Here is a 21,693-nt window from a genome sequence, read left to right as displayed (position 1 = left end):
CCGCGAGGCTCTTTGAGGAGGACGACATGAACGAGGTGGTGACGATCCGCGGCAAGGACCGCTACCGTTCCGGCGTGATGGAATACAAGAAGATGGGCTATTGGGAGCCCGACTACGAGCCGAAGGACACCGACGTCATCGCGCTGTTCCGCGTCACGCCGCAGGACGGCGTCGATCCGATCGAAGCCTGCGCGGCGGTCGCCGGCGAAAGCTCGACCGCGACCTGGACGGTGGTGTGGACCGACCGCCTGACCGCGGCCGAGAAGTATCGCGCCAAGTGCTACCGGGTCGATCCGGTGCCGAACGCACCCGGTCAGTACTTCGCCTACATCGCCTACGACCTCGATCTGTTCGAGCCCGGCTCGATCGCCAACCTCACCGCATCCATCATCGGCAACGTGTTCGGCTTCAAGCCGCTGAAGGCGCTGCGCCTCGAGGACATGCGGCTGCCGATCGCTTACGTGAAGACCTTCCAGGGGCCGGCGACCGGAATCGTCGTCGAGCGCGAGCGGATGGACAAGTTCGGCCGTCCGCTACTCGGTGCCACCGTCAAGCCGAAGCTCGGTCTGTCCGGGCGCAACTACGGCCGCGTCGTCTACGAAGCGCTGAAGGGCGGGCTCGACTTCACCAAGGACGACGAGAACATCAACTCGCAGCCGTTCATGCATTGGCGCGAGCGTTTCCAGTATTGCATGGAGGCGGTCAACAAGGCCCAGGCTGCCAGCGGTGAGATCAAGGGCACCTATCTCAACGTCACCGCGGCCACGATGGAAGACATGTACGAGCGTGCCGAATTCGCCAAGGAGCTCGGCTCGATCGTCGTGATGATCGATCTCGTCATCGGCTATACGGCGATCCAGTCGATGGCGAAGTGGGCGCGCAAGAACGACATGATCCTGCATCTGCACCGCGCCGGTCATTCGACCTATACGCGGCAGCGCAATCACGGCGTGTCGTTCCGCGTCATTGCCAAGTGGATGCGGCTCGCCGGCGTCGACCATATCCATGCCGGCACAGTGGTCGGCAAGCTCGAGGGCGATCCGGCGACCACCAAGGGTTACTACGACATCTGCCGCGAAGACTACAATCCGATGCGGCTGGAGAACGGCGTGTTCTTCGATCAGCACTGGGCCAGCCTCAACAAGCTGATGCCGGTGGCGTCGGGCGGCATCCATGCCGGCCAGATGCATCAGTTGCTCGATCTGCTTGGCGAAGACGTCGTGCTGCAGTTCGGCGGCGGCACCATCGGCCACCCGATGGGCATCGCGGCCGGCGCCACGGCCAATCGCGTTGCACTCGAGGCGATGATCCTGGCGCGCAACGAAGGTCGCGATTACGTGCACGAAGGCCCCGAAATCCTCGCCAAGGCGGCGCAGACCTGCACGCCGCTGAAGGCCGCGCTCGATACCTGGAAGAACGTGACCTTCAATTACGAATCCACCGACACGCCCGACTACGCGCCGACCCCGTCGGTCTCGGTGTAGCCGTCATTGCGAGGAGGCGAAGCCGACGAAGCAATCCAGTCTGTTACACTGAGCCGGATTGCTTCGCTTCGTTCGCAATGACGCACCAGGTGGGCGATTGCCAACATCAAGGAGCAATACCATGCGCATTACCCAAGGCTGTTTCTCGTTCCTGCCCGATCTCACCGACGAGCAGATCTCCGCGCAGGTCCAGTACGCGCTCGGCAAGGGCTGGGCGGTGAACCTCGAATTCACCGACGACCCGCATCCCCGCAACACCTATTGGGAGATGTGGGGCCTGCCGATGTTCGATCTGCAGGACGCCGCCGGCGTGATGATGGAGCTCGCCGAATGCCGCAAGGTTTACGGCGATCGTTACATCCGGCTGTCGGCGTTCGACTCGTCGCACGGCTGGGAATCGGTGCGGCTGTCGTTCATCGTCAATCGCCCGAAGGAAGAGCCGGGCTTCCGGCTCGGCCGCCAGGAAGTGGAAAGCCGCAACATGCGCTACACCACGCGCGCGTACTCGGCCGACAAGCCTGAAGGCCATCGCTACGGAGGCTGATCGTGGATGCGCCGCTGACCACGACGACGAATGGGAACGACGCGCCACCCGAGCGCGTCGACCTCCGCGCCGAGTTCAACGAAGTCGGCATCGGCGAGGTGCTGGATCAGCTCGACCGCGAACTGATCGGGCTCAAGCCGGTAAAGACCCGCATCCGCGAAGTCGCGGCGTTGCTGCTGGTCGAACGCTTGCGCAAGCGCATGGGTCTCGCCACCGGCAATCCAACACTGCACATGTCGTTCACCGGCAATCCCGGCACCGGCAAGACCACGGTGGCGCTGCGCATCGCCTCGATCCTGCACAAGCTCGGCTTCGTGCGTCGCGGCCACGTCGTCTCGGTGACGCGCGACGAATTGGTCGGTCAATATATCGGCCACACCGCGCCGAAGACCAAGGAAGTGTTGAAAAAGGCGATGGGCGGCGTGCTGTTCATCGACGAGGCCTACTATCTGTATCGCCCGGAGAACGAGCGCGACTACGGCCAGGAAGCGATCGAGATACTGCTCCAGGTGATGGAGAACCAACGCGACGATCTGGTGGTGATCCTGGCCGGTTATGCCGACCGGATGGAGAAATTTTTCCAAAGTAATCCGGGATTCCGCTCCCGCATCGCCCACCACATCGACTTTCCAGACTACACCGATGGTGAGCTGCTGGGGATCGCCGAGGGTATGCTGCGCGAGCAGAACTATAACTTCACCCCGGAAGCCAAGGCCGCGTTCGAGCGCTACATCGCGGCGCGCAAGACACAGCCGCTGTTTGCCAACGCCCGCTCGATCCGCAACGCCCTCGACCGCATCCGCCTGCGACAGGCCAACCGCCTGATCGCCGACCTCGACCGCTCGCTGAGCGCCGAGGACATCATTACGATCGAAGCGGGGGATGTGCTGGCGAGCCGGGTGTTTGCGACGGGAGAGGGCGGGGGGAAGTAGCGCTGCCCTCGCTCGCTCCAGCCAAACCCATCACATCGCGGCCAGCGGCTGTGTGCTTGCCGCAATCGCCGTGTCCGAGTCCAGCAGCGCGTCCAGCATGCGTTGTCCCGATGTATCGGCCTGCATCATCTCATCGGCTTTGAAAGTCGCCTTCAGGAAGCTCCACACCGCGCGGATGCGCGGCACGAACTGCAGATCGGTGTGTACGTTGATCCAGACATCGCGCGACGTCGAAACGCGGTCGTGCAGCACCGGCACCAGATCAGTGCGTCCGGCGACCGCAAAGCTCGGCTGCAGTGTCAGGCCGAGACCGCCGGCGGCGGCGTTCATCTGCGCAATCATGCTGTTGGAATGAAAGCTCACGGTCGGCGTCGTGATGATGTCGTCGAGCCAGCGCACCGAGTCGAGTTGGATCAGGTCGTCGATATAGGTGACGAAGCGGTGCCGCATCAGATCCGCCGCGGAGCTAGGCATGCCGTTCTGGTCGATGTAGTCCTGCGAGGCGTAGAGGCAAAGCTTGAAGCAGCCGAGTCGCTCCGACACCATGCCCTGGCCGCGGGGCTGGAAGAAACTGAGGAAGAGATCGGCTTCGCGGCGATTGACCGAGACGGTCTGCGACGACGTCAGCAGCTCCACCGTCAGGTTGGGATGCTGGCGGTGTAGCTTTGCGAAGCGTGACGCCAGATACAACGACGCGATGCCTTCCATCGTGGCCAGGCGCACGCGGCCTGCCATGCGGCTGCCCCCGCAATGCACGTCTTCGCGCATAGCGATGACCGCACTCTCGATCCGCTCGGTGTGGCATAGCAACCGATCGCCGATCTCAGTGACGCGCAGGCCAGACGGAAGTCGTTCGAACAGCGCAATCCCGAGCGTGCTCTCGAGATGCGCGATCTTGCGGCTGATCGTTGACTGATCGACCTTCAACCGGCGCGCCGCGCTGCCGAGGCTGCCGCCGCGGGCGGCATGCAGGAAGACTTTGAGATCGTCCCAGTCCAGTGAATTGAAGTCCTTCATGTCTCGATACTGGCAAGAGCCATGCCATCGGGAGGGCGTGCAAGCCGGCTTGCAGGATTGCCTATACCTGCGCCGGCCAGAACCGACCTAGCCTGCCTGAAACAAAGGACGACGACATGCTTCCCCGTTTCAAGGCCGCAGCGGTTCATGCTGCTCCGGTGTTCCTCGATCGCGCGGCGACTACGAAAAAGGCGATCTCGCTCATCCGTGAGGCAGCAGCGGCGGGCGCCGCGCTGGTTGCATTTCCGGAGACCTACATCCCGGCTTTTCCGATGTGGGCCGCCCTGTGGGCACCGATCGACAATCACGATCTATTCGTGCAGATGGCCGACCAGTCGGTGCTGGTCGATGGGCCCGAAGTGAAAGCGATCCGCGACGAGGCGCGTGCACTCGGCATCGTCGTATCGATCGGCATCAGCGAGAAGTCGCCGGCCAGCGTCGGCTGCATCTGGAATTCTAATCTGTTGATCGGCGAAGACGGATCGATCCTCAATCATCACCGCAAGCTGGTGCCGACGTTCTACGAGAAACTGATCTGGAGTGGCGGCGACGGCGCGGGGCTGCGCGTGGTCGATACGCAGGTCGGTCGGGTCGGACAACTGATCTGCGGTGAGAACACTAATCCGCTGGCCCGCTATGCGCTGATGGCCCAGGGTGAGCAGTTTCACATTTCGAGCTGGCCGCCGATTTGGCCGACCCGGCGTCCGGACGACAACGCCACCTATCACATCGCGGCAGCGACCCGGATTCGCGTCAGCGCGCATTGCTTCGAGGCCAAAGTGTTTGGTCTCGCTACTGCAGGCGTGCTCGACAAGGCGGCGCGGGACACGCTGGTGGCGCGCGATCCCTCCGTCGCCGCGGTGCTGGACGGCACACCGCGCGCCACGACGTTCTTTCTCGACCCGACCGGTGAACAGATCGGTGAGGCGCTCTGCGAGGACGAGGGCATTCTGTACGCCGACATCGACCTCAACAAGTGTGTCGAGCCGAAGCAATTTCACGACGTCGTCGGTTACTACAATCGCTTCGATGTCTTCGATGTCGATATCAATCGTCGCCGTCTGTCGCCGGCGCGGTTCAGTAATGACCAGCCGGTCACGACGCCGGACAACGCGGCGGACGACATCGGCTCTGCGCCGCAGATGGCGCGGATCGGTTTCTAGTTTCACCGGGGCTTCTCCCCAACCGCAGCTCACCGCCGATGGTGGATGGTGATCGAACCCAAAGAGGATGTGAAATGCAGCTTGATCGCAGGCAGCTTTTGCTCGGAGGAGCCGGCGCCGCCGCCGGCCTGATGCTCCCGGGACACGCCTTCGCGCAGTCGCCGGCGACCATCGGGACGTTCCCGGCGGGTGTCTCCGACGATTCGGTATTCGTCGGTCTGACGATCCCGCTCACCGGCGTGTTTTCGGGAGACGGCGGCGATCTCAAGCTGGGCTATGAGCTCGCCATCGCGCAGATCAATGCGGGTAGTGACATCGCACAGAAGTGGGGCTTGAAGGGCAAGGGCGTCCTCGGCCGCAAGATCCGCTACAAGATCTCCGACACCGAGGGCAAGCCGAACCTCGACGTGCAGAGCGCCACTCAGTTCATTCAGCGCGACAAGGCCATCATGGTGTCGGGCTCGGTGTCTTCGGCCAGTGCGATCGCGCTGGAAGAGCTCGGGTCGCGTGAGAAGGTGCTGTACATGGTCGGCATCGCCGGCTCCAACGACATCACCGGCAAGAACTGCCAGCGTTATGGCTTCCGCTCGCAGCAGAACGCCTATATGGCCGCCAAGGGCCTCGCGCCGGTCGTTGCCAAGGCGCTCGGCAAGAACATCAAAATGGCGTTCCTCGTGCCGGACTACACCTACGGCCACAGCGTCTATGAAAGCTTCAACAAGTTTGCGGTCGAGCAGGGCTGGAAGCAGGTCGCCAAGGAAGTCGTGCCGCTCGGCACCACCGATTATTCATCAGCGCTCCTGAACATCGCCAATAGCGGCGCCGACGTCTTCGTCAACATCGCGTTCGGCGCGGACTCGGTGGTTTCGACCAAGCAGGCCGAACAATTCGGTGTGCTCCAGCGCATGAAGCTCGTGGTGCCGAACTTGTCGTCGTTCCAGGATAAGGAGCTCGGCGCCGAGTTGATGCAGGGCGTCTACGGCAGCTGCGATTTCTGGTTCGGTCTGCAGGACACGTTCCCGCTCGCCAAGACCTTCGTCGAAAGCTTTCTTGCCGAAAACAAGTACTATCCGCGCTGGGGCGCGCACATCGGCTACATGCAGACATTCCTGTGGGCGCTTTCGGTCGAACGTGCCGGGAGCTTCAATCCGGTCGACGTCATCAAGGTGATGGAGAACTCCAAGGCGCAGCCTTACGAGACGACCATCGGCAAGGTCTACTTCCGCGCTGAAGATCACCAGATGGTGCGGCCGATCCCGATCCTGCGCGGCAAGAAGCCGGCGGAGATGAAGCACAAGGAAGACTTCTTCGACATCGTCGAGATTGTCGATGGCGAGAGCGTGATGAATCCGCCGGACTTCTTCGGCTGTAAGCTCGGTCCTTACATCTAACAGTCCAGAGGGATCCTCATGCCGAGCTGGCCCGTTCTCGCTTCGCAGGCCTTCAATGGCCTGGCGCTCGGCACGTTGCTGGCTCTGGTCAGCAGCGGCCTGACGATTATCCTCGGCACGCTCGGCGTGCTCAATTTCGCCCACGGCGCCTTGTTCGCCGTGGGCGCCTACACGATCTTCGTCGCGCTGCACTACACGTCGTCGTTCGTCCTGGCGATCCTGATTGGCTGCGTCGTCATGCTGGCAGTCGGCGTACTGCTCGAGCGGATCATCATTAGATTCTTCTACGATCGGCCGGACGAAGATCAGATTCTCGTCACCTACGGCATCGGCATCGTGCTGGTGGAGTGCCTGCGAGCCAGCTTCGGCGGCAATGCGCAGCGCGTCCCGGTGCCGTCGTGGGGGCAGGGCGCGACCAAGCTCGGCTTTCTGATCTACCCGACCTATCGATTGCAACTGATCGCCATCGTCGCCGGGCTGCTGATCGGTCTCTATCTGGTGCTGTATCGCACCTCGATGGGGCTCGTCGTCCGCGCCGGCATCGAGAATCCCGGCATGGTCGGCATCCTTGGCATCAACGTCCGCCGCGCCTTTCTGCTGGTATTCGCCATCGGCGTCGTCGCCGTCGGATTGGCCGGCATGCTGTACGCGCCAGTGATCGCGGTGTCGCCCGACATGGGCGCGAACTTCATGGCGCAATCTTTCGTCGTCATCGTGCTCGGCGGTCTCGGCTCGTTTCCCGGCGCCATCGTCGGCGGCCTCATCGCCGGCGAGATCATCAGCCTGACCAGCGCATTCAATTCATCCTATTCGGAGGTGATGTTGTACGCGCTGATGGCGCTATTGCTGGTGTTGCGTCCGCAGGGACTATTCGGCACGGAAGGCCGGGCATGAGGCGCGCGCGGACTTTCCTGCCGGAATTTGCCGTTCTCCTCACGCTGATCATCGCCCCGACGGTTCTGAACCCGCTTGGGTTCTCCACGGATCTGCTGACGCGCGTGCTGAACTGGGGGCTGATTGGCCTCGGCTTCGACATTCTGTTCGGCCTGTCCGGCCTGCTGTCGTTCGGTCAGGCGGCGTTTTACGGCGTCGGCGGTTTCGTCACTGCGTATCTGCTGGTGTCCGGCACGATCGGCAGCGTTTGGCTGGCGCTGCTGATCGGTACCTTGGCGGCCGGGCTTTTCGGCCTCGTCGTCGGCTGGTTCGCCGTTCGCCGGGTCGGCATCTACTTTACGATGATCACGCTGGCCTTCGGTCAGATGGCGTACTTCATCGAGAATTCGCTGCTGACGACCTACACCGGCGGCGAAAACGGCATTGCCGGCGTGCCGGTGCCGGTGCTCGGCTTCGGTGACCACGCCATCCGGGTCACTGCCGGACTGCCGATGTACGTGCTGTTCGCGGTGATCTTTTTCGTCGGCTACGTGCTGGCACGCCGCATCGTGCGCTCGCCGGTCGGCGCGATCCTGATCGCGATCAAGCAGAACACCGGTCGCGTTGCGATGCTGGGGCACAACGTTCCAGCCTACAAGCTGACGGCCTTCGTCGTTGCCGCGGTCTATGCGGGACTTGCGGGTGGATTGCTCGGATCGTTCCAGAGCTACATGCCGCCCGACGCGTTCTCGATCGAAACCTCGGGGCAGCTCGTGGTGCAGACCATCGTCGGCGGCGCCGGCACGCTGATCGGTCCGCTGGTCGGCGCCACGGTGTGGCTGTGGCTGCGCGACAATCTGCAACTCATCCCAGGTTTCGCCGTGCTGTGGAAACTCGTGCTCGGCATCGCGTTCATCGTGCTGGTGATCGGGCTGCGCCGCGGCATCTGCGGCGAGATCGCGCATTGGTGGAGCGATCGTCGCCATCAGGCCGAGCGCCGTGCTGACGAAGCGAGAACGGAGGCGATTGAGGCTCACAATATCGATGCGGCCGACGCCGCCGCTGCCAGGCGCAGAGACATCCGATTGCCGCTCGCCCAGCCTGCAACGGCGGATGGCGACGTGGCGCTCGAGGCCCAGTCGCTGGCGCGCTACTACGGCGGACTGAAAGCGGTCGACGGCGTCTCGTTCAATGTCCGCCGCGGATCGATCCATGCGGTGATTGGTCCGAACGGTGCCGGCAAGTCGACGCTGTTCAAGATGCTGCTCGACGAGGTTCGCCCGACGTCCGGCGAGGTGCTGTTGTTCGGTGAGAGGATCTCTGGTGCCGGCGTCAGCCGTGCCGCGCAGCTCGGCATCGCCAAGAGTAATCAGCTCAATCAGCTGTTTCTCGATCTGTCGGTCCGGAAAAATCTGCGCATCGCCGCGCTGGCGCGCAGCCGTGGCCCGCTGCGTCTGGATCTGCTGCGGCCTGCCGACAGCATCCCGGATGTGGAAGCGCAGATCGACTCCATTCTTAGCCTTCTCGACCTCGTCGAGCGCGCGGAAACGCCGGCGCATGTGCTCGCCTACGGCGAGAAGCGCCGGCTCGAGATCGGCATGGCGCTGGCGACCAGCCCGAACGTTCTTCTCCTCGACGAGCCGCTCGCCGGCATGAGCCCCGCCGAACGCGCTGCGACGTGCGCTTTCATCCGCGACATCGCGCGCGTCTGTACGGTGGTGATCGTCGAGCACGATCTCGACGCGATCTTCGGTCTCGCCGAGCGGATCACCGTGCTTTACGAAGGCCGGCTGTTGGCAGACGGCAGCGCCGATGAAGTCCGTCGCAACCAGGCGGTCCAGGACGCCTATCTCGGAGGGTTGCACGCGCATGAGCCTGCTTGAGGTCGATCGCATCAACACGCTGTATGGCGACTCTCACGTGCTGTTCGACCTGTCGATCCGGGTCGAGCAGGGCGAAGTGGTAGCTTTGCTAGGCCGCAACGGTGCCGGCAAGACCACGACTCTGCGATCGATCATGGGCGTGCTGGCGCCCGCGAGCGGCGCCATTCGTCTCGATGGCAAGCCGATCGGCGGCCTACCGCCGTCCGTCATTGCCGGCCTCGGTGTGCAACTCGTGCCGGAGGAGCGCGCCATCTTCGGGACGCTCACGGTCGAAGAGAATCTGCGTATCGCCGCGCTGACGGCGCCCAAGGCGTGGCCGCTCGAGCGAATCTATCAAGTGTTTCCGCGGCTGAAGGAGCGGCGCAAATCGGCGGGCCGGTCGCTCTCGGGCGGCGAGCAGCAGATGCTGGCGATCGCCCGTGCGTTGATCCGCGACGCCCGCATCATCCTGCTCGACGAACCGTTCGAAGGACTCGCGCCGCTGATCGTGCGCGACCTCGTCACGGTCGCGCGCGATCTCGCCGCGGAAGGCCGCACCATGATCGTGGTCGAGCAGAACGTGGCGGCTGCGCTCAGCTTCGCGAACCGCGTCTATGGCCTCAACAACGGCCACGTCGTCTTCGAAGGCACCCCGGCGGATCTGGAAGCCAATCCTGATCTCGCGCGCGATTTTCTCGGCGTCGCGTCCTGACGGGAATGCAGAGGCTGCCAGCGCGGCCTAACCGTTCTTCGCGTACAGCATCGCCACCGAACTATCGAGCATCACTTCGACGACGCTGACGCCGTCAAAACAAAGCGCGCGCGCCAGCGCAACGCTCAGCTCTTCGCAGTTTGACACCTTGGTGGCGTCGCAGCCGAGCGATCGCGCGAGCTGGACGAAATCGATGCTGGGCAGATCCAGTCCCGGTACGTTCCGAACCTGCATCACCTGGCTGAACGAGCGCATCGCGCCGTAGCCGCCATTGTTCAGCACAACGATGGTCAGCGGCAGCTTGCGCTGAGCTGCGGTCCACAGCGCCTGGATCGAATACATCGCTGAGCCGTCGCCGATCAGGCAGACCGTACGGCGCTTGTCGTTCGCCAGCGCGAAACCGACCGAGGCGGGTAGCGACCAGCCAAGCCCGCCGCTCGCCATCGTGGCGAAACTGTCCTGGCCACGCATCGGCATGTACTTCTGCATCGCCGGGCGATGTGACGGTGCTTCTTCGACCAGGATCGCGCCCTCCGGCATCGCCTTGCTCAGTGTGCCGAGCAAATACTCGACCGGCATCGGCTCGGCGGCCTGCGGCGCCGGCGGAAGAGGGCGCGGGTTCGGCGCGGCCCGCTCGCTCTGCGGCAGCAATTCCAGCAGCACGGTCAGCGCGGGCTTCATCGTGCCGATAATGCTGGTGCCGAGCGGCGACACCGATGCTGCATCGGCATCGTCGGTGATCTGGAACAGCGCCGCACCGCCATCGAAGATCGGTGCATGGCCTTCGACGTGGAAGGTGAAGACGGGTGCGCCGATCACCACCACCACGTCATAGGGCGCCAGCGCCTCGGAGAGCTGCCCCGGCGAGGCATGCAGGAAACCGGCGAATAGCGGATGCCGCTCCGGGAAGCTGCAGCGTGCCGAAAACGGCGAGACCCACACTGGCGCCTGTACGCGTTCGGCCACTTGCACCATCAGCTCGACGGCGGCCGCGCGATCGACCGCGGGGCCGACCACCAGCGCTGGCTTCTTGGCCGACGCCAGCGCCTCGGCCAGCGCCTGCATGGCGGCGCGATCCGGGCCGAGTTCGCGGGTGATGCGACGCGGCGTCACCGGCGCCGCCGGCCGCGCCCAGTCGTCGATCGGCACCGACACGAAAGTCGGCCCGCACGGCGGCTGCATCGCCACGTAGTAAGCGCGGGCGATCGCCGCCGGGACATCCTCGGGCCGCGCCGGCTCGATGCTGTACTTGACATAAGGCCGCGGAAATTCGCTCGCGCGTTCGGCGCCGAGAAACGCCTGCAGCGGCAGCAGGCTGCGCGCCTGCTGGCCCGCGGTGATCACAAGCGGCGTCTGGTTCTTGTAGGCGGTGTAGATGTTGCCGAGCGCGTTGCCGACGCCAGCGGCTGAATGCAGGTTGACGAAGCCGGCGTTGCGCGTCGCCTGCGCATAGCCGTCCGCCATCGCCACAGCGGAGGCCTCCTGCAGCGCCAGCACGTAGTCGATGTCGCTCGGCCAGTCGCTGAGGAACGGCAGCTCGGTCGAGCCGGGATTGCCGAACACGCGATCGATGCCGAACGCACGCAGCAGATCGAAGGTCGCGGATTTGACGGTGGCGGCGGCGGGGAGCTTCGGCTTCTTCGGCAAGGGCGATTTCCTCCGGCTGCGACGCGCCGTGATTGGTTCTTGTGCCGATCAATCAGGAGGAGGGGAGGGGAGTCAATATGGCCCATGCAGGCCGAGGCGTGGCCGAAAGCACAACGCGCTCCCTCGCCCCGCTCTTGCGGGGAGAGGGTTGGGGTGAGGGGCGACACGGGCAGTGATTCTCGGCCGCGCGGACGCGCTCCCTCACCCGACCGGCTGCGCCGGTCGACCTCTCCCCGCGCGCGGGGAGAGGTTTGGGACCGCTGCGCTGCTACCAGCTCGCCGTTGCCTTCATGGTCGGCACGCCATCGGCATTCGCCGTCCACAACTCCAGCTTGTCGCCGGCCGCATTGGCATTCACTGAAAATTCTGCGCCGTCGAACAGCGGTTGCACACCGCGGTAGGCGAACGTCTTCGGCGCTGCGCCCTTCAGCTTCGCAGCGAACTCGACCAGCAGGGCCGCCTGCATCGGGCCGTGGACGATCAGGCCTGGATAGCCCTCGACCTTGGTGACGTAGTCGCGGTCGTAATGGATGCGATGGCCGTTGAAGGTGAGGGCGGAGTAGCGGAACAGCAGCACCGGATCGGCGAGGTGAGTCTCGCGATGCTGAGCGGCGGGTGGCGGCGCAGCCGGCTTCGCTGCGGGCGCCGGCGCGGGGGAGGGCGGTGGCACGTCGCGGTAGACGATGTCCTGACGGTCGCGGATCGCGACGCCGCGCGGTGTGGTGATCTCGTGGTTGACGGTGACGAAGCACAGCGTGCCGGTCGAGCCCTGCTTGATCTGGACATCGCCGATGGTCGAGGTGCGCGTCACCTCGTCGCCGACCTTCAGGGCGTCGATGAATGTCAGCTCGCCGCCGGCCCACATCCGCCGCGGCAGCGGCACCGGCGGCAGGAAACCGCCGCGCGCCGGATGGCCATCTGGGCCGAGCTGATCCATCGGGTAGACCGGCTGGCCGAGGCACCAATGCGCAGTGAAAGGTGCCGCGTCGCCGGCCTGCGGTTTGCCGATGTCGAGGAACAACGTTGCGCGCAGGCCGCGCACGAGCTGCGCGGTGACGATGTCGGTCGCCGCTTCACTGCGGCCGATCCACTGCTTCAGGTGATCGATATCGAGCGCGGTCATGATGCGAACCCTCGCTTACTTGCGCTTGTCGCCGATGCCCGGCACGGCGCCGTAGTGCCGGTCCTCGCCGACCACGATCGCGGCCGGCGCCGGATAGCTGACCTTGCCGTTCGGGGTGTCGACTTCGATGCGGCGCAGATGCGGATGATGCGACAGGTCTTCCATCGCGTTGACTTCGGCGAAGGCGATGTCGGCGGCCGCGAGATGTTCGAGCAGGTCATCGCGAGTCAGCGAGCCGAAAATGTCGGCGACGATCTTGTCGGTATAGGCGCGATTACGCACGCGTTCGACGCCGTTGCACAGGCGGGGATCGTTGGGAAGCTCCGGCTGGCGTAGCACGTCCGAGCACAGCTTCTTCCACTCTCGCTCGCTCTGGATCGAGATCAGGATGTCCTTGCCGTCCTTCGAACGGAACACGCCGTAGGGCGCGATCGAGGGATGCGCCAGGCCGAGCCGCTTCGGCGGATTGCCGGCCTCGGCGTTAAGTAGCGGCACCGTCAGCCAATCGGCCATCACGTCGAACATCGAGATGCGGATGTCGGCGCCTTGCCCGGTGCGGCCGCGGCCGATCAGCGCTTCGAGGATCGCGGCGTGCGCCGTGGCGCCGGTGGCGACGTCGACGATCGACATGCCGACGCGCGACGCGCTTTCCGGGCCTCCGGTGATCGAGGCGAGTCCGCTTTCGGCCTGGATCAGCAGGTCGTAGGCCTTGCGATGCGCGTAAGGGCCCTCGTCGCCATAGCCCGAGATCGTGCAGATGATCAGTTTCGGATAGTCCTTGCGCAGCCGCTCGCGGGCGAAGCCGAGCTTGTCCATCGAGCCGGGCTTGAGATTTTGCAATAGCACGTCGGCCGAGGCGATCAGCTTCTCCAGTTCGGCGCGGCCTTCCTTGGTCGAGAGATCGACAACGGCGGATTCCTTGCCGCGGTTGAGCCAGACGAAGTAACTGCTCTGACCTTTCGCCGCAGCATCATAGCCGCGGGCAAAGTCGCCCTCGGGGCGTTCGATCTTGATGACATGCGCACCGGCATCGGCCAGCCGCGAACTGCAATACGGCGCGGCGACGGCCTGTTCGACGGCGAGTACGGTTAGTCCTTCGAGCGGAAGCGTTGCCATCGCTCACCTCTCCCCGCGCGCGGGGAGAGGTCGGATCGTCGCGTAGCGACGGTCCGGGTGAGGGGGCGCCTCTGCGAAGCCGAGAGTCAACGACTCGCGTCGCCCCTCACCCCAACCCTCTCCACGCAAGAGCGGGGCGAGGGAGCTCTCTTCGACTCGGGGCGCGCTCATCGTCTCGTCACCGATCAACATGCGGTCGCTCCTAATACGACCGCGGCATGCCGAGCACGTGCTCGGCGAGGTGCGACAGGATCAGGTTGGTGGAGATCGGCGCCACCTGATACAGCCGGGTTTCGCGGAATTTGCGTTCGACGTCGTATTCCTCGGCGAAGCCGAAGCCGCCGTGCGTCTGGATGCAGGCATTGGCGGCTTCGAACGAGGCGTCGGCCGCCAGCATCTTGGCCATGTTGGCTTCGGCGCCGCAGTCCATGCCGGCTTCGTACTTGCGGGTCGCTTCCTTCACCATCAGTTCGGCCGCGCGCATCGATGCGTAGGCCTTGGCGATCGGAAACTGGATGCCCTGGTTCTGGCCGATCGGCCGGCCGAACACGACGCGGTCCTTGGCGTAGGCGGTGGCCTTGGCGATGAACCATTTGGCGTCGCCGACGCATTCGGCCGCGATCAGGATGCGCTCGGCGTTCATGCCGGAGAGGATGTAGCGAAAGCCTTTGCCTTCCTCGCCGATCAGGTTCGCCTTCGGCACCTTCATGTCGGTGAAGAACACTTCGGTGGTGGCGTGGTTCATCATGGTTCGGATCGGCCGGATCTCCAGCCCATGTCCGCGCGCCTCTCGCATATCGACGAGGAACACCGAAAGGCCTTCGGTCTTCTTCGTCACCTGATCCTTGGGCGTGGTACGCGCCAACAGGATCATCAGGTCGGAATATTCGGCGCGGCTGGTCCAGATCTTCTGGCCGTTGACCACGTAGTCGCCGTTCGCATCCTTCTTGGCGAAGGTCTTCAGCGAGGTGGTGTCGGTGCCCGAGGTCGGCTCGGTGACGCCGAAGGCCTGCAGCCGCAATTCGCCGCTGGCGATCTTCGGCAGCCACTTGGCTTTCTGCTCGTCGCTGCCGTGGCGCAGCAGGGTGCCCATCGTGTACATCTGGGCGTGGCAGCCGCCGCCGTTGCAGCCGGCGCGCTGGATCTCTTCCAGGATCGCTGCGGCAGCCGACAGCTTCAGGCCCGCGCCGCCATATTCCTCGGGGATCAGCACCGACAGATAGCCGGCCTCGGTCAGTGCATCGACGAACGCCTTGGGATAGGCCATCTCGCGGTCGAGCTTGCGCCAGTATTCGCCGGGAAACTGCGCGCACAGCTTGGCGACGGCGTCGCGGATGTCATGATATTCGTCCTGTTCCGCGGCGGCATGCTGGATCATCGGGGAAGCGTTCTTTTTGTTGGCGGGGCGACCCCGGGAGAGGGATCAGGAGAGGCGGACCGGCAAGGACTCGTAGCCCTTGACGAAGCTCGAATACACCCGCTTCGGCTCCCCGACAACTTCGATACGGTCGAACCTTTTCAGCATTTCCTCCCAGACGATCCGGAGCTGTAATTCCGCCAGGCGCATGCCGACGCAGCGGTGGATGCCGAAGCCGAACGACAGGTGAATCTTGGGCCGCTTGCGGTCGATGATGAATTCGTTGGGCCGCTCGATCACCTCGTCGTCGCGGTTGCCGGAGACGTACCACATCACCACGCGGTCGCCCTTCTTGATGGTCTTGCCGCCGAGCTCGGTGTCCTGCAGGGCGGTGCGGCGCATATGGGCCAGCGGGGTCTGCCAGCGGATCACCTCGGGCACCAGCGTCTCGATCAGTGCCGGATTGGCGCGCAGCTTGGCGTTCTCCTCCGGGTTCTCGTTCAGCGCTAGCACCGAGCCGGTCATCGAGTTACGGGTGGTGTCGTTGCCGCCGACGATCAACAGGATGATGTTGCCGAGTAGATTGTCTCGGTCCATCGTGCGCGTCGCGTCATGATGCGCCATCATCGACAACAGGTCGTTCCGCGGCTCGGAATTCACCCGCTCGTTCCACAGCCGCGCGAATGTCGCCGCGCATTCGTTGAGCTCGGTGCGGCGCTGCTCCTCGGATTCGACGACGCCGCTCTTGGGCAGAGCGGTGGCGACGTCCGACCAGCGCGTCAGCTTGCGCCGTTCTTCGAACGGAAAGTCGAACAGCGTCGCCAGCATCTGCGTCGTCAGTTCGATCGATACCTTCTCGACGAAGTTGAAGGTCTCGCCGCGCGGCAGCGCATCCAGCACCTTTTGGGTGCGGCCGCGGATCAGCACAGCGAGTTCGTCGAGATGGTCCGGGGTGAACATCGGCGACACCGTCTTGCGCTGTGCCGAATGCCGCGGCTCGTCCATCGCGATGAAGCTGGGCCAATCGTAACCCTGTGGTGCGTCGCGGATCGAGATGCCGCCGAACCGCTGGTCGGACGAGAAGATTTGATGGTTGGTGTCGACATGCATGATGTCGTGATACTTGGTCACGCTCCAATACGGCTCGATCGGCGCGTTGGTGCAATAATGCACCGGCTCCTCGGCGCGAAGCCGCTCGAACCATGGCCACAGCGTATCGTCGCGAAAGTGCCGCGGCGCGCCAGGATGGAAGTCCTTCAGCGGGGTCGCATAGGCTTCTTCGCGCGCGGCGCGTAGCCGGGCGGCCTTGTCGGATTGGATGGTGGCAAGCATGGGTGGCCTCGATGATGAGCCGTGCCCTGCTAGGGGCCGCGGCGGCGTTTCCCGGCGCCCGCTTGTGGTCGCGGGTCTATGATCTGAGCGGCGATTACATCCGCTCTGCGCCGTTTCGGCAAGCGCCGCTGTCGGGGGCCTGGGAGGGCTCGCGCAAAAGGATTTGACCATAAAAGTGTCGCCTGGGCGACGACTTGCGTCGACCGGCTGGCAGCCAGGAGCACCCAGCCAGACCAATGTGGGCTTCTCAAGCCCCCCGCGGCCGTGACATTGTGCCGGCCAATCACCAACACGCGGCGCCGCATGTTTGCGCGCCCTCGTTCAGCGGAGCGAAACCCAGATGATTCCGAATGCCCAGCGCATGTTCAACTTCGATCTCGGCGAAACTGCCGATGCGATCCGCGAGACGGTGCGGGGTTTTGCCGCGAACGAGATCGCGCCGCGCGCCGATGCGATCGACAAGACCAACACTTTCCCGCGCGACCTGTGGCCGAAGCTCGGCGCACTTGGGCTGCACGGTATCACGGTCGAGGAAGAGTACGGCGGCTCGGGTCTCGGTTATCTCGAGCATTGCATCGCGCTGGAAGAAATCTCCCGCGCCTCGGCATCGGTCGGGCTGTCCTATGGCGCGCACTCCAACCTCTGCGTGAACCAGCTGCGCCGCAACGGCAGCGAGGCCCAGAAGCGCAAATATCTGCCGAAGCTGATCAGCGGCGAGCACGTCGGCGCGCTGGCGATGAGCGAACCGGGTGCCGGGTCCGACGTCGTGTCGATGAAGACGCGCGCCGACAAGAAGGGCGACCGCTTCGTGCTCAACGGCAACAAGATGTGGATCACCAACGGTCCGATCGCCGAGACGCTGGTGGTCTATGCCAAGACCGATCCGAACGCCGGTCCGCGTGGCATCACGGCGTTCCTGATCGAAAAGGGCATGAAGGGTTTCTCGACCGCGCAGAAGCTCGACAAGCTCGGTATGCGGGGCTCCGACACCGGCGAACTGGTGTTCGAGGATTGCGAAGTTCCCGGAAGAGAACGTGCTTGGCGAAGTCGGCCGGGGCGTCAACGTGCTGATGAGCGGGCTCGATTACGAGCGCGCGGTGCTCGCCGCCGGGCCGCTCGGCATCATGCAGGCCTGCCTCGACGTGGTGCTGCCCTATGTGCACGAGCGCAAGCAGTTCGGTGAGCCGATCGGCAACTTCCAGCTGGTGCAGGGCAAGATCGCCGACATGTATGTGACAATGAATTCGTCGCGGGCCTATGTGTACGCGGTCGCGAAGGCCTGCGATCGTGGCGAGACGACGCGCGAGGATGCGGCCGGCGCTATTCTCTACGCCGCCGAGAAGGCGACGCAATGCGCGCTCGACGCTATCCAGCTGCTTGGCGGCAACGGCTACATCAACGACTACCCGACGGGCCGCCTGCTGCGCGACGCCAAGCTCTACGAGATCGGCGCCGGCACCAGCGAGATCCGCCGAATGCTGATCGGGCGCGAGCTGTTCGCCAAGACGGCGTAGTGTCGATCGTCTCTCTACTCGTCATTCCGGGGCGCGCGTAGCGCGAGCCCGGAATCCATACGCCGCAGCGGCTGTGGTGATGGATGGCTGGCGATGATCGTGAGCCGACAGGCAAGTGGTTATGGATTCCGGGTTCGCGAGCTGCGCTCGCGCCCCGGAATGACGGGAGACTGAGGTGGAGCTGCGCGCTGAGCTACTGTCCCGTCCCGTTACTACGCCCCACGAACGCACGCACGTCCTGCAGCACCTGCGGCAGCACCGCCTTGACTTCCTGCACGGTCATGCCCGGCTTGATCTCGGGGTGATACAGGATGTTCAGCAGATACTGATCGTAGACGTCGAAATAACCCTTCTGGATCTTGTCGTTGAACATCGTCCACGGCACCGAGTCGGTGTCGTTGATCGGGCCCAGCGACTGCAGCAACTCTTCGTAGGCGCAATCGAGGAAGACGAAGTCGCCGTTGTCGATTGTGAGCAACACGTCGGATTGGATGATCTCGAACCTGTCGTTCTTGCGAAAGCCGGATAGACACTGCGGATCGAGCGTCTTGTGAATGTCGCGTGCCTGGGCGCGGCCGAAGAACGAGGCGATTGTCTTGTTGAGATTGCGGTCGAGGACGAGATGGACAGTCACGGTGGCTTCGTCGCTGTCCTCCGTCATAGCGATGTCGAGGTGGTTCACGCGCGCGGCGATGTCCTCGACCACGCGAGCGAGTTCGGCGCGGCGCGCCGGGCTGGCTTCGCCCTCGGCATAGACGCGCACCGGACCGTCGAATTTGCGGATGCGGTCGACCTGACCCGAAAGATGATATTCGGCGCCGAACGCGGTCTTGAAGAAGCCTTCGAGGATCTCCGCGTCGGTGAAATCACGCCTGTCGGCGTGCTGCTGCACGGCTGCCGGTGGTTTGTCTTTGCCGGCAGGCGTGCCGCTCGCAGGGGCTACGGCCGCCAATGCCAGCATCGCCAACGTCGCTCCAAGCACGCGACGTTGCGGTGAACGGTTTCGCATCGCAATACGCTGCCGCAAAGCCGGCGCGGAGACAACCTTCAATTGCAGGCCCGACCGGCGAAACGGCGGCCGTGCCCGTGACGGTTGCTAGTTCTTCACCACGACCACGGTGCCGACGCCGACGCGGTCGTACAGGTCCTTGACGTCGTCGTTGGTCATCCGGAAGCAGCCGGAGGAGACCGCCTGGCCGATCGTCTCCGGCTCGTTGGAGCCGTGGATGCGGTACAGCGTCGAGCCGAGATACATCGCCCGGGCGCCTAGCGGATTGTCCTCGCCGCCGGCCATGTGGCGCGGCAGATCTGGGCGACGCCGCAGCATCTGTGCGGGCGGCGTCCAGCTCGGCCATTCCTTCTTGGCGGTGATGCGGTGAGTTCCGCTCCAGCGGAAGCCATCACGGCCCACGCCGATGCCGTAGCGCAGCGCGGTGCCGTTCGCCTGCACCAGATAGAGGCGTCGTTCGGCGGTGTTCACCACGATGGTGCCGGGAGCATAATTGCCGGTGTACATCACAGTCTCGCGCGGCACCGGATTGGCGGACGGCCCGCTGCGGAAGAACGGTCCGAAGCCCATGATTTCGCGGGAATCGAATTCCTGCGCAGCGGCGGGCGTCACGGCCAGCGCGAGCGCGAACAGGGCAACAGATCGAAACATCGGCATCCTCGCAATTGCAACATTCGAGCCCGAGACTGGCCATAATCCGTCCGGTTGCGCAAGCCGGCCAGGGTGGACGCATTGTCGCCGCGCGGCGCACATCTGCTGTGCGCCGGCGACCTTTGACGAAGCCGATCAAACAATGATTGATCGGCGAAGCGAAACGGAACCACGGGAGCGAAACGATGAATGGGGCGGAAAGCCTGGTGCGGACCTTGGTGGCTGGCGGCGTCGATGTCTGCTTCACCAATCCCGGCACCTCGGAGATGCACTTCGTCGCCGCGCTCGACCGTGTCGAAGGCATGCGCTGCGTGCTCGGTCTTTTCGAGGGCGTGGTCACGGGTGCAGCCGACGGCTACTTCCGCATGAAGCGCACGCCGGCATCGACCCTGCTGCATCTCGGCCCCGGCCTCGCCAACGGGTTGGCCAATCTGCACAATGCCAAGAAGGCGAACTCCGGCATCGTGAACATCGTCGGCCAGCACGCGATCTATCACATCGAATACAACGCGCCGTTGACGTCGGACATCGAAGGCCTGGCGCGGCCGATGTCGGCCTGGGTCCGCACTTCGCCGGATGCCAAGTCAGTCGCAGCCGACGGCGCCGCCGCGATTGCCGCAGCCAAGAGCCACCCGCCGCAGATCGCCACGCTGATCCTCCCCGCCGACACCGCCTGGAACGAGGCCGACGGCATCGCGGCGGTGCCGGAGAGCAGCCAGCGGTCCAGCTACTCGCCCCAGGCCGTCGAGGCGGCCGCCAAGGTGTTGCGCAGCGGCGAGCCGACGCTGCTGCTGATGTCCGGCGAGGCGCTGACCGAGCAGGCGCTCGAACTCGCCGCCCGTATCGCCGGCAAGACCGGCGCTAAGGTGATGGGCCAGACCTACAATCCGAAAATGTCGCGCGGCCGCGGACGCTTCTGGATCGAGCGTGTCCCCTATGTGGTGGAAGCTGCGCTGCCGATCCTGAAGAACTTCCGCCACATCGTGCTGGTCGAGGCCAACGATCCGGTGGCGTTCTTCGCCTATCCGGACAAGCCGAGCTTGCTCAAGCCGGAAGGGTGCGAAGTGCATCGCATGACCGACGCGGGCGACAATTCGGTCGCGGCGCTCGAGGCTCTGGCCGGCGCGCTTGGTGCCAAGCCGCAGGATGCGCAGCCGCAGAAGCTCGTCGAGATCGGTAAGCCGAGCGGCGCGCTATCGCTCGACGCTATCGCGATGGCGATCGCCTGCGCGATCCCGGAGAACGCCATCGTCATCGATGAATCCATCACCACCGGCCGCGGCTTCTTCCCGCCGACCGCCGCGGCGGCGCCGCATGATTGGCTGCAGAACATGGGCGGCTCGATCGGCTTCTCGCCGCCGGTCGCAACCGGCGCCGCGGTGGCGTGCCCGGACCGCAAGGTGATCTGCATGGTCGGCGACGGCAGCGCAATGTACACGCTGCAATCGCTTTGGACCCAGGCACGGGAAAATCTCGACGTCACCACCGTGGTGTTCGCCAACCGCAAGTACCAGATCCTGCGCGGCGAGTTCGACGGCGTCGGCGCCGGCAAGCCGGGACATCGCGCCTCCGACATGCTCGACATCGATCGGCCGGCGCTCGATTGGGTGTCGCTTGCTAAAGGCATGGGCGTGCCGGGCAGGGCGGTTGCAACCGCCGAGGAGTTCAACGCCGCGCTGGCGGCCGGCCTCGCCAGCGGCGGCCCGAACCTGATCGAAGTGCGGATGTGAGGGCTCGTCGCCGGTTGAAGATACGCCCGCAGGCGGCGTAACCTTGTCGCCGTAGCGGGCAGCATCCGCCCGCGAGTGGGACAAGGCATGAAGCGATATCTGATCTTTGCGGCGATCGGCCCCCTGGTCGGCGGCCTGATGCTGCTGTTCGCCACCAGCTACCTCGCAGGCTACTGGAGCGAGACCAATCTGATGGAGGTGAAGAAGTTCTTCGTCGTGATGATCAAGTCGCTGCA

At 64.5% G+C, this 21,693-nt stretch carries 18 protein-coding genes and 1 pseudogene; 11 read left to right on the top strand and 8 right to left on the bottom strand.

Translation table 11 applies throughout. The annotated features are described in order from the left end of the window. Positions 1–26 precede the first annotated feature (26 nt). The 3 genes from I5M_RS17575 (at position 27) to cbbX (ending at position 2,960) form a co-directional block, all read left to right on the top strand. Positions 27–1,484 (top strand): form I ribulose bisphosphate carboxylase large subunit, encoded by a 1,458-nt coding sequence (locus I5M_RS17575; RefSeq protein WP_022722594.1) that lies wholly within the window; start codon positions 27–29, stop codon positions 1,482–1,484. Positions 1,485–1,605: 121 nt separating this feature from the next. Further along, the gene (locus I5M_RS17570) at positions 1,606–2,028 is read left to right on the top strand and encodes a ribulose bisphosphate carboxylase small subunit (protein WP_022722593.1); all 423 of its coding nucleotides are present in this window, start codon (positions 1,606–1,608) and stop codon (positions 2,026–2,028) included. 2 nt (positions 2,029–2,030) lie between these two features. After that, positions 2,031–2,960 carry a CbbX protein gene (cbbX, locus tag I5M_RS17565; protein ID WP_022722592.1) on the top strand — a complete coding sequence of 310 codons (930 nt, stop codon included), beginning with the start codon at positions 2,031–2,033 and terminating at the stop codon, positions 2,958–2,960. A gap of 30 nt (positions 2,961–2,990) precedes the next feature. On the opposite strand, the gene I5M_RS17560 is transcribed toward cbbX, so the two are convergent. Further along, on the bottom strand, positions 2,991–3,977 hold the full coding sequence (locus I5M_RS17560; protein ID WP_022722591.1) for a LysR family transcriptional regulator: 987 nt from the start codon (positions 3,975–3,977) through the stop codon (positions 2,991–2,993). A gap of 116 nt (positions 3,978–4,093) precedes the next feature. Between I5M_RS17560 and I5M_RS17555 the strand changes: the two genes are divergently transcribed. The 5 genes from I5M_RS17555 to I5M_RS17535 all read left to right on the top strand — a co-directional run bounded on the left by I5M_RS17555 (position 4,094) and on the right by I5M_RS17535 (position 9,978). Beyond that, the gene (locus tag I5M_RS17555) at positions 4,094–5,140 is read left to right on the top strand and encodes a carbon-nitrogen hydrolase family protein (RefSeq protein ID WP_022722590.1); all 1,047 of its coding nucleotides are present in this window, start codon (positions 4,094–4,096) and stop codon (positions 5,138–5,140) included. Positions 5,141–5,214: 74 nt separating this feature from the next. After that, complete coding sequence (locus I5M_RS17550; protein WP_022722589.1) at positions 5,215–6,531, top strand: ABC transporter substrate-binding protein; 1,317 nt, start codon at positions 5,215–5,217, stop codon at positions 6,529–6,531. Positions 6,532–6,549: 18 nt separating this feature from the next. Then, positions 6,550–7,425, top strand: coding sequence for a branched-chain amino acid ABC transporter permease (locus I5M_RS17545; RefSeq protein WP_022722588.1), 876 nt, complete (start codon positions 6,550–6,552; stop codon positions 7,423–7,425). Further along, a complete protein-coding gene (locus I5M_RS17540; protein WP_022722587.1) occupies positions 7,422–9,287 on the top strand; it encodes an ATP-binding cassette domain-containing protein in 1,866 nt (621 codons plus the stop codon). The genes I5M_RS17545 and I5M_RS17540 overlap by 4 nt, the downstream gene beginning before the upstream one ends. Continuing rightward, positions 9,274–9,978, top strand: coding sequence for an ABC transporter ATP-binding protein (locus tag I5M_RS17535; RefSeq protein ID WP_022722586.1), 705 nt, complete (start codon positions 9,274–9,276; stop codon positions 9,976–9,978). Before I5M_RS17540 ends, I5M_RS17535 begins: the two co-directional genes overlap by 14 nt. 27 nt (positions 9,979–10,005) lie before the next feature. Here I5M_RS17535 and mdlC read toward each other — a convergent pair whose 3' ends face one another. The 5 genes from mdlC to I5M_RS17510 form a co-directional block, all read right to left on the bottom strand. Next, positions 10,006–11,625, bottom strand: a complete 1,620-nt coding sequence (gene mdlC / locus I5M_RS17530; protein WP_022722585.1) for a benzoylformate decarboxylase — start codon at positions 11,623–11,625, stop codon at positions 10,006–10,008. Between the two features lie 268 nt (positions 11,626–11,893). Then, positions 11,894–12,751: a MaoC family dehydratase N-terminal domain-containing protein gene (locus I5M_RS17525; RefSeq protein ID WP_085981031.1), complete on the bottom strand. Its 858-nt coding sequence runs from the start codon at positions 12,749–12,751 to the stop codon at positions 11,894–11,896. Between the two features lie 12 nt (positions 12,752–12,763). Next, positions 12,764–13,864, bottom strand: coding sequence for a CaiB/BaiF CoA-transferase family protein (locus tag I5M_RS17520; RefSeq protein ID WP_022722583.1), 1,101 nt, complete (start codon positions 13,862–13,864; stop codon positions 12,764–12,766). Positions 13,865–14,066: 202 nt separating this feature from the next. Further along, positions 14,067–15,242, bottom strand: coding sequence for an acyl-CoA dehydrogenase family protein (locus I5M_RS17515; RefSeq protein WP_022722582.1), 1,176 nt, complete (start codon positions 15,240–15,242; stop codon positions 14,067–14,069). Between the two features lie 45 nt (positions 15,243–15,287). After that, positions 15,288–16,553 (bottom strand): cytochrome P450, encoded by a 1,266-nt coding sequence (locus I5M_RS17510; RefSeq protein ID WP_022722581.1) that lies wholly within the window; start codon positions 16,551–16,553, stop codon positions 15,288–15,290. A 340-nt stretch (positions 16,554–16,893) separates the two neighbouring features. On the opposite strand from I5M_RS17510, the pseudogene I5M_RS30040 reads away from it, so the two are divergent. After that, positions 16,894–18,067, top strand: a pseudogene (locus I5M_RS30040) (isovaleryl-CoA dehydrogenase). A gap of 193 nt (positions 18,068–18,260) precedes the next feature. Here the strand turns inward: I5M_RS30040 and I5M_RS17500 are convergent. Together I5M_RS17500 and I5M_RS17495 are read right to left on the bottom strand one after the other, a co-directional pair. Beyond that, complete coding sequence (locus I5M_RS17500) at positions 18,261–19,028, bottom strand: DUF2927 domain-containing protein (protein WP_022722580.1); 768 nt, start codon at positions 19,026–19,028, stop codon at positions 18,261–18,263. A gap of 135 nt (positions 19,029–19,163) precedes the next feature. Next, entirely contained in the window at positions 19,164–19,727 is a 564-nt protein-coding gene (locus tag I5M_RS17495) for a L,D-transpeptidase (protein ID WP_040771772.1), read from the bottom strand. A 185-nt stretch (positions 19,728–19,912) separates the two neighbouring features. On the opposite strand from I5M_RS17495, the gene I5M_RS17490 reads away from it, so the two are divergent. Next, on the top strand, positions 19,913–21,457 hold the full coding sequence (locus tag I5M_RS17490) for an acetolactate synthase large subunit (protein WP_031336833.1): 1,545 nt from the start codon (positions 19,913–19,915) through the stop codon (positions 21,455–21,457). An 87-nt stretch (positions 21,458–21,544) separates the two neighbouring features. Further along, positions 21,545–21,693: DUF5413 family protein (locus tag I5M_RS32800; protein WP_022722577.1), on the top strand; the 149-nt coding region annotated here is incomplete at its 3' end.

It is taken from the genome of Rhodopseudomonas sp. B29 (assembly GCF_000333455.1).
Lineage (GTDB): Bacteria > Pseudomonadota > Alphaproteobacteria > Rhizobiales > Xanthobacteraceae > Rhodopseudomonas.
The sequence above is the reverse complement of the archived record's forward strand: the minus strand, read 5'-3'. Positions and strand labels throughout refer to the sequence as shown.

Bases quoted from the DNA above. Each gene is read 5' to 3' on its own strand.
- I5M_RS17535 (WP_022722586.1), top strand. From the start codon at position 9,274: ATGAGCCTGCTTGAGGTCGATCGCATCAACACGCTGTATGGCGACTCT.
- I5M_RS17575 (WP_022722594.1), top strand. From the start codon at position 27: ATGAACGAGGTGGTGACGATCCGCGGCAAGGACCGCTACCGTTCCGGC.
- I5M_RS17555 (WP_022722590.1), top strand. From the start codon at position 4,094: ATGCTTCCCCGTTTCAAGGCCGCAGCGGTTCATGCTGCTCCGGTGTTC.
- I5M_RS17540 (WP_022722587.1), top strand. From the start codon at position 7,422: ATGAGGCGCGCGCGGACTTTCCTGCCGGAATTTGCCGTTCTCCTCACG.
- I5M_RS17515 (WP_022722582.1), bottom strand. From the start codon at position 15,242: ATGATCCAGCATGCCGCCGCGGAACAGGACGAATATCATGACATCCGC.
- I5M_RS17520 (WP_022722583.1), bottom strand. From the start codon at position 13,864: ATGGCAACGCTTCCGCTCGAAGGACTAACCGTACTCGCCGTCGAACAG.
- I5M_RS17495 (WP_040771772.1), bottom strand. From the start codon at position 19,727: ATGTTTCGATCTGTTGCCCTGTTCGCGCTCGCGCTGGCCGTGACGCCC.
- I5M_RS17550 (WP_022722589.1), top strand. From the start codon at position 5,215: ATGCAGCTTGATCGCAGGCAGCTTTTGCTCGGAGGAGCCGGCGCCGCC.
- I5M_RS17490 (WP_031336833.1), top strand. From the start codon at position 19,913: ATGAATGGGGCGGAAAGCCTGGTGCGGACCTTGGTGGCTGGCGGCGTC.
- I5M_RS17500 (WP_022722580.1), bottom strand. From the start codon at position 19,028: ATGCTGGCATTGGCGGCCGTAGCCCCTGCGAGCGGCACGCCTGCCGGC.
- I5M_RS17510 (WP_022722581.1), bottom strand. From the start codon at position 16,553: ATGCTTGCCACCATCCAATCCGACAAGGCCGCCCGGCTACGCGCCGCG.
- I5M_RS17570 (WP_022722593.1), top strand. From the start codon at position 1,606: ATGCGCATTACCCAAGGCTGTTTCTCGTTCCTGCCCGATCTCACCGAC.
- I5M_RS17560 (WP_022722591.1), bottom strand. From the start codon at position 3,977: ATGAAGGACTTCAATTCACTGGACTGGGACGATCTCAAAGTCTTCCTG.
- I5M_RS17545 (WP_022722588.1), top strand. From the start codon at position 6,550: ATGCCGAGCTGGCCCGTTCTCGCTTCGCAGGCCTTCAATGGCCTGGCG.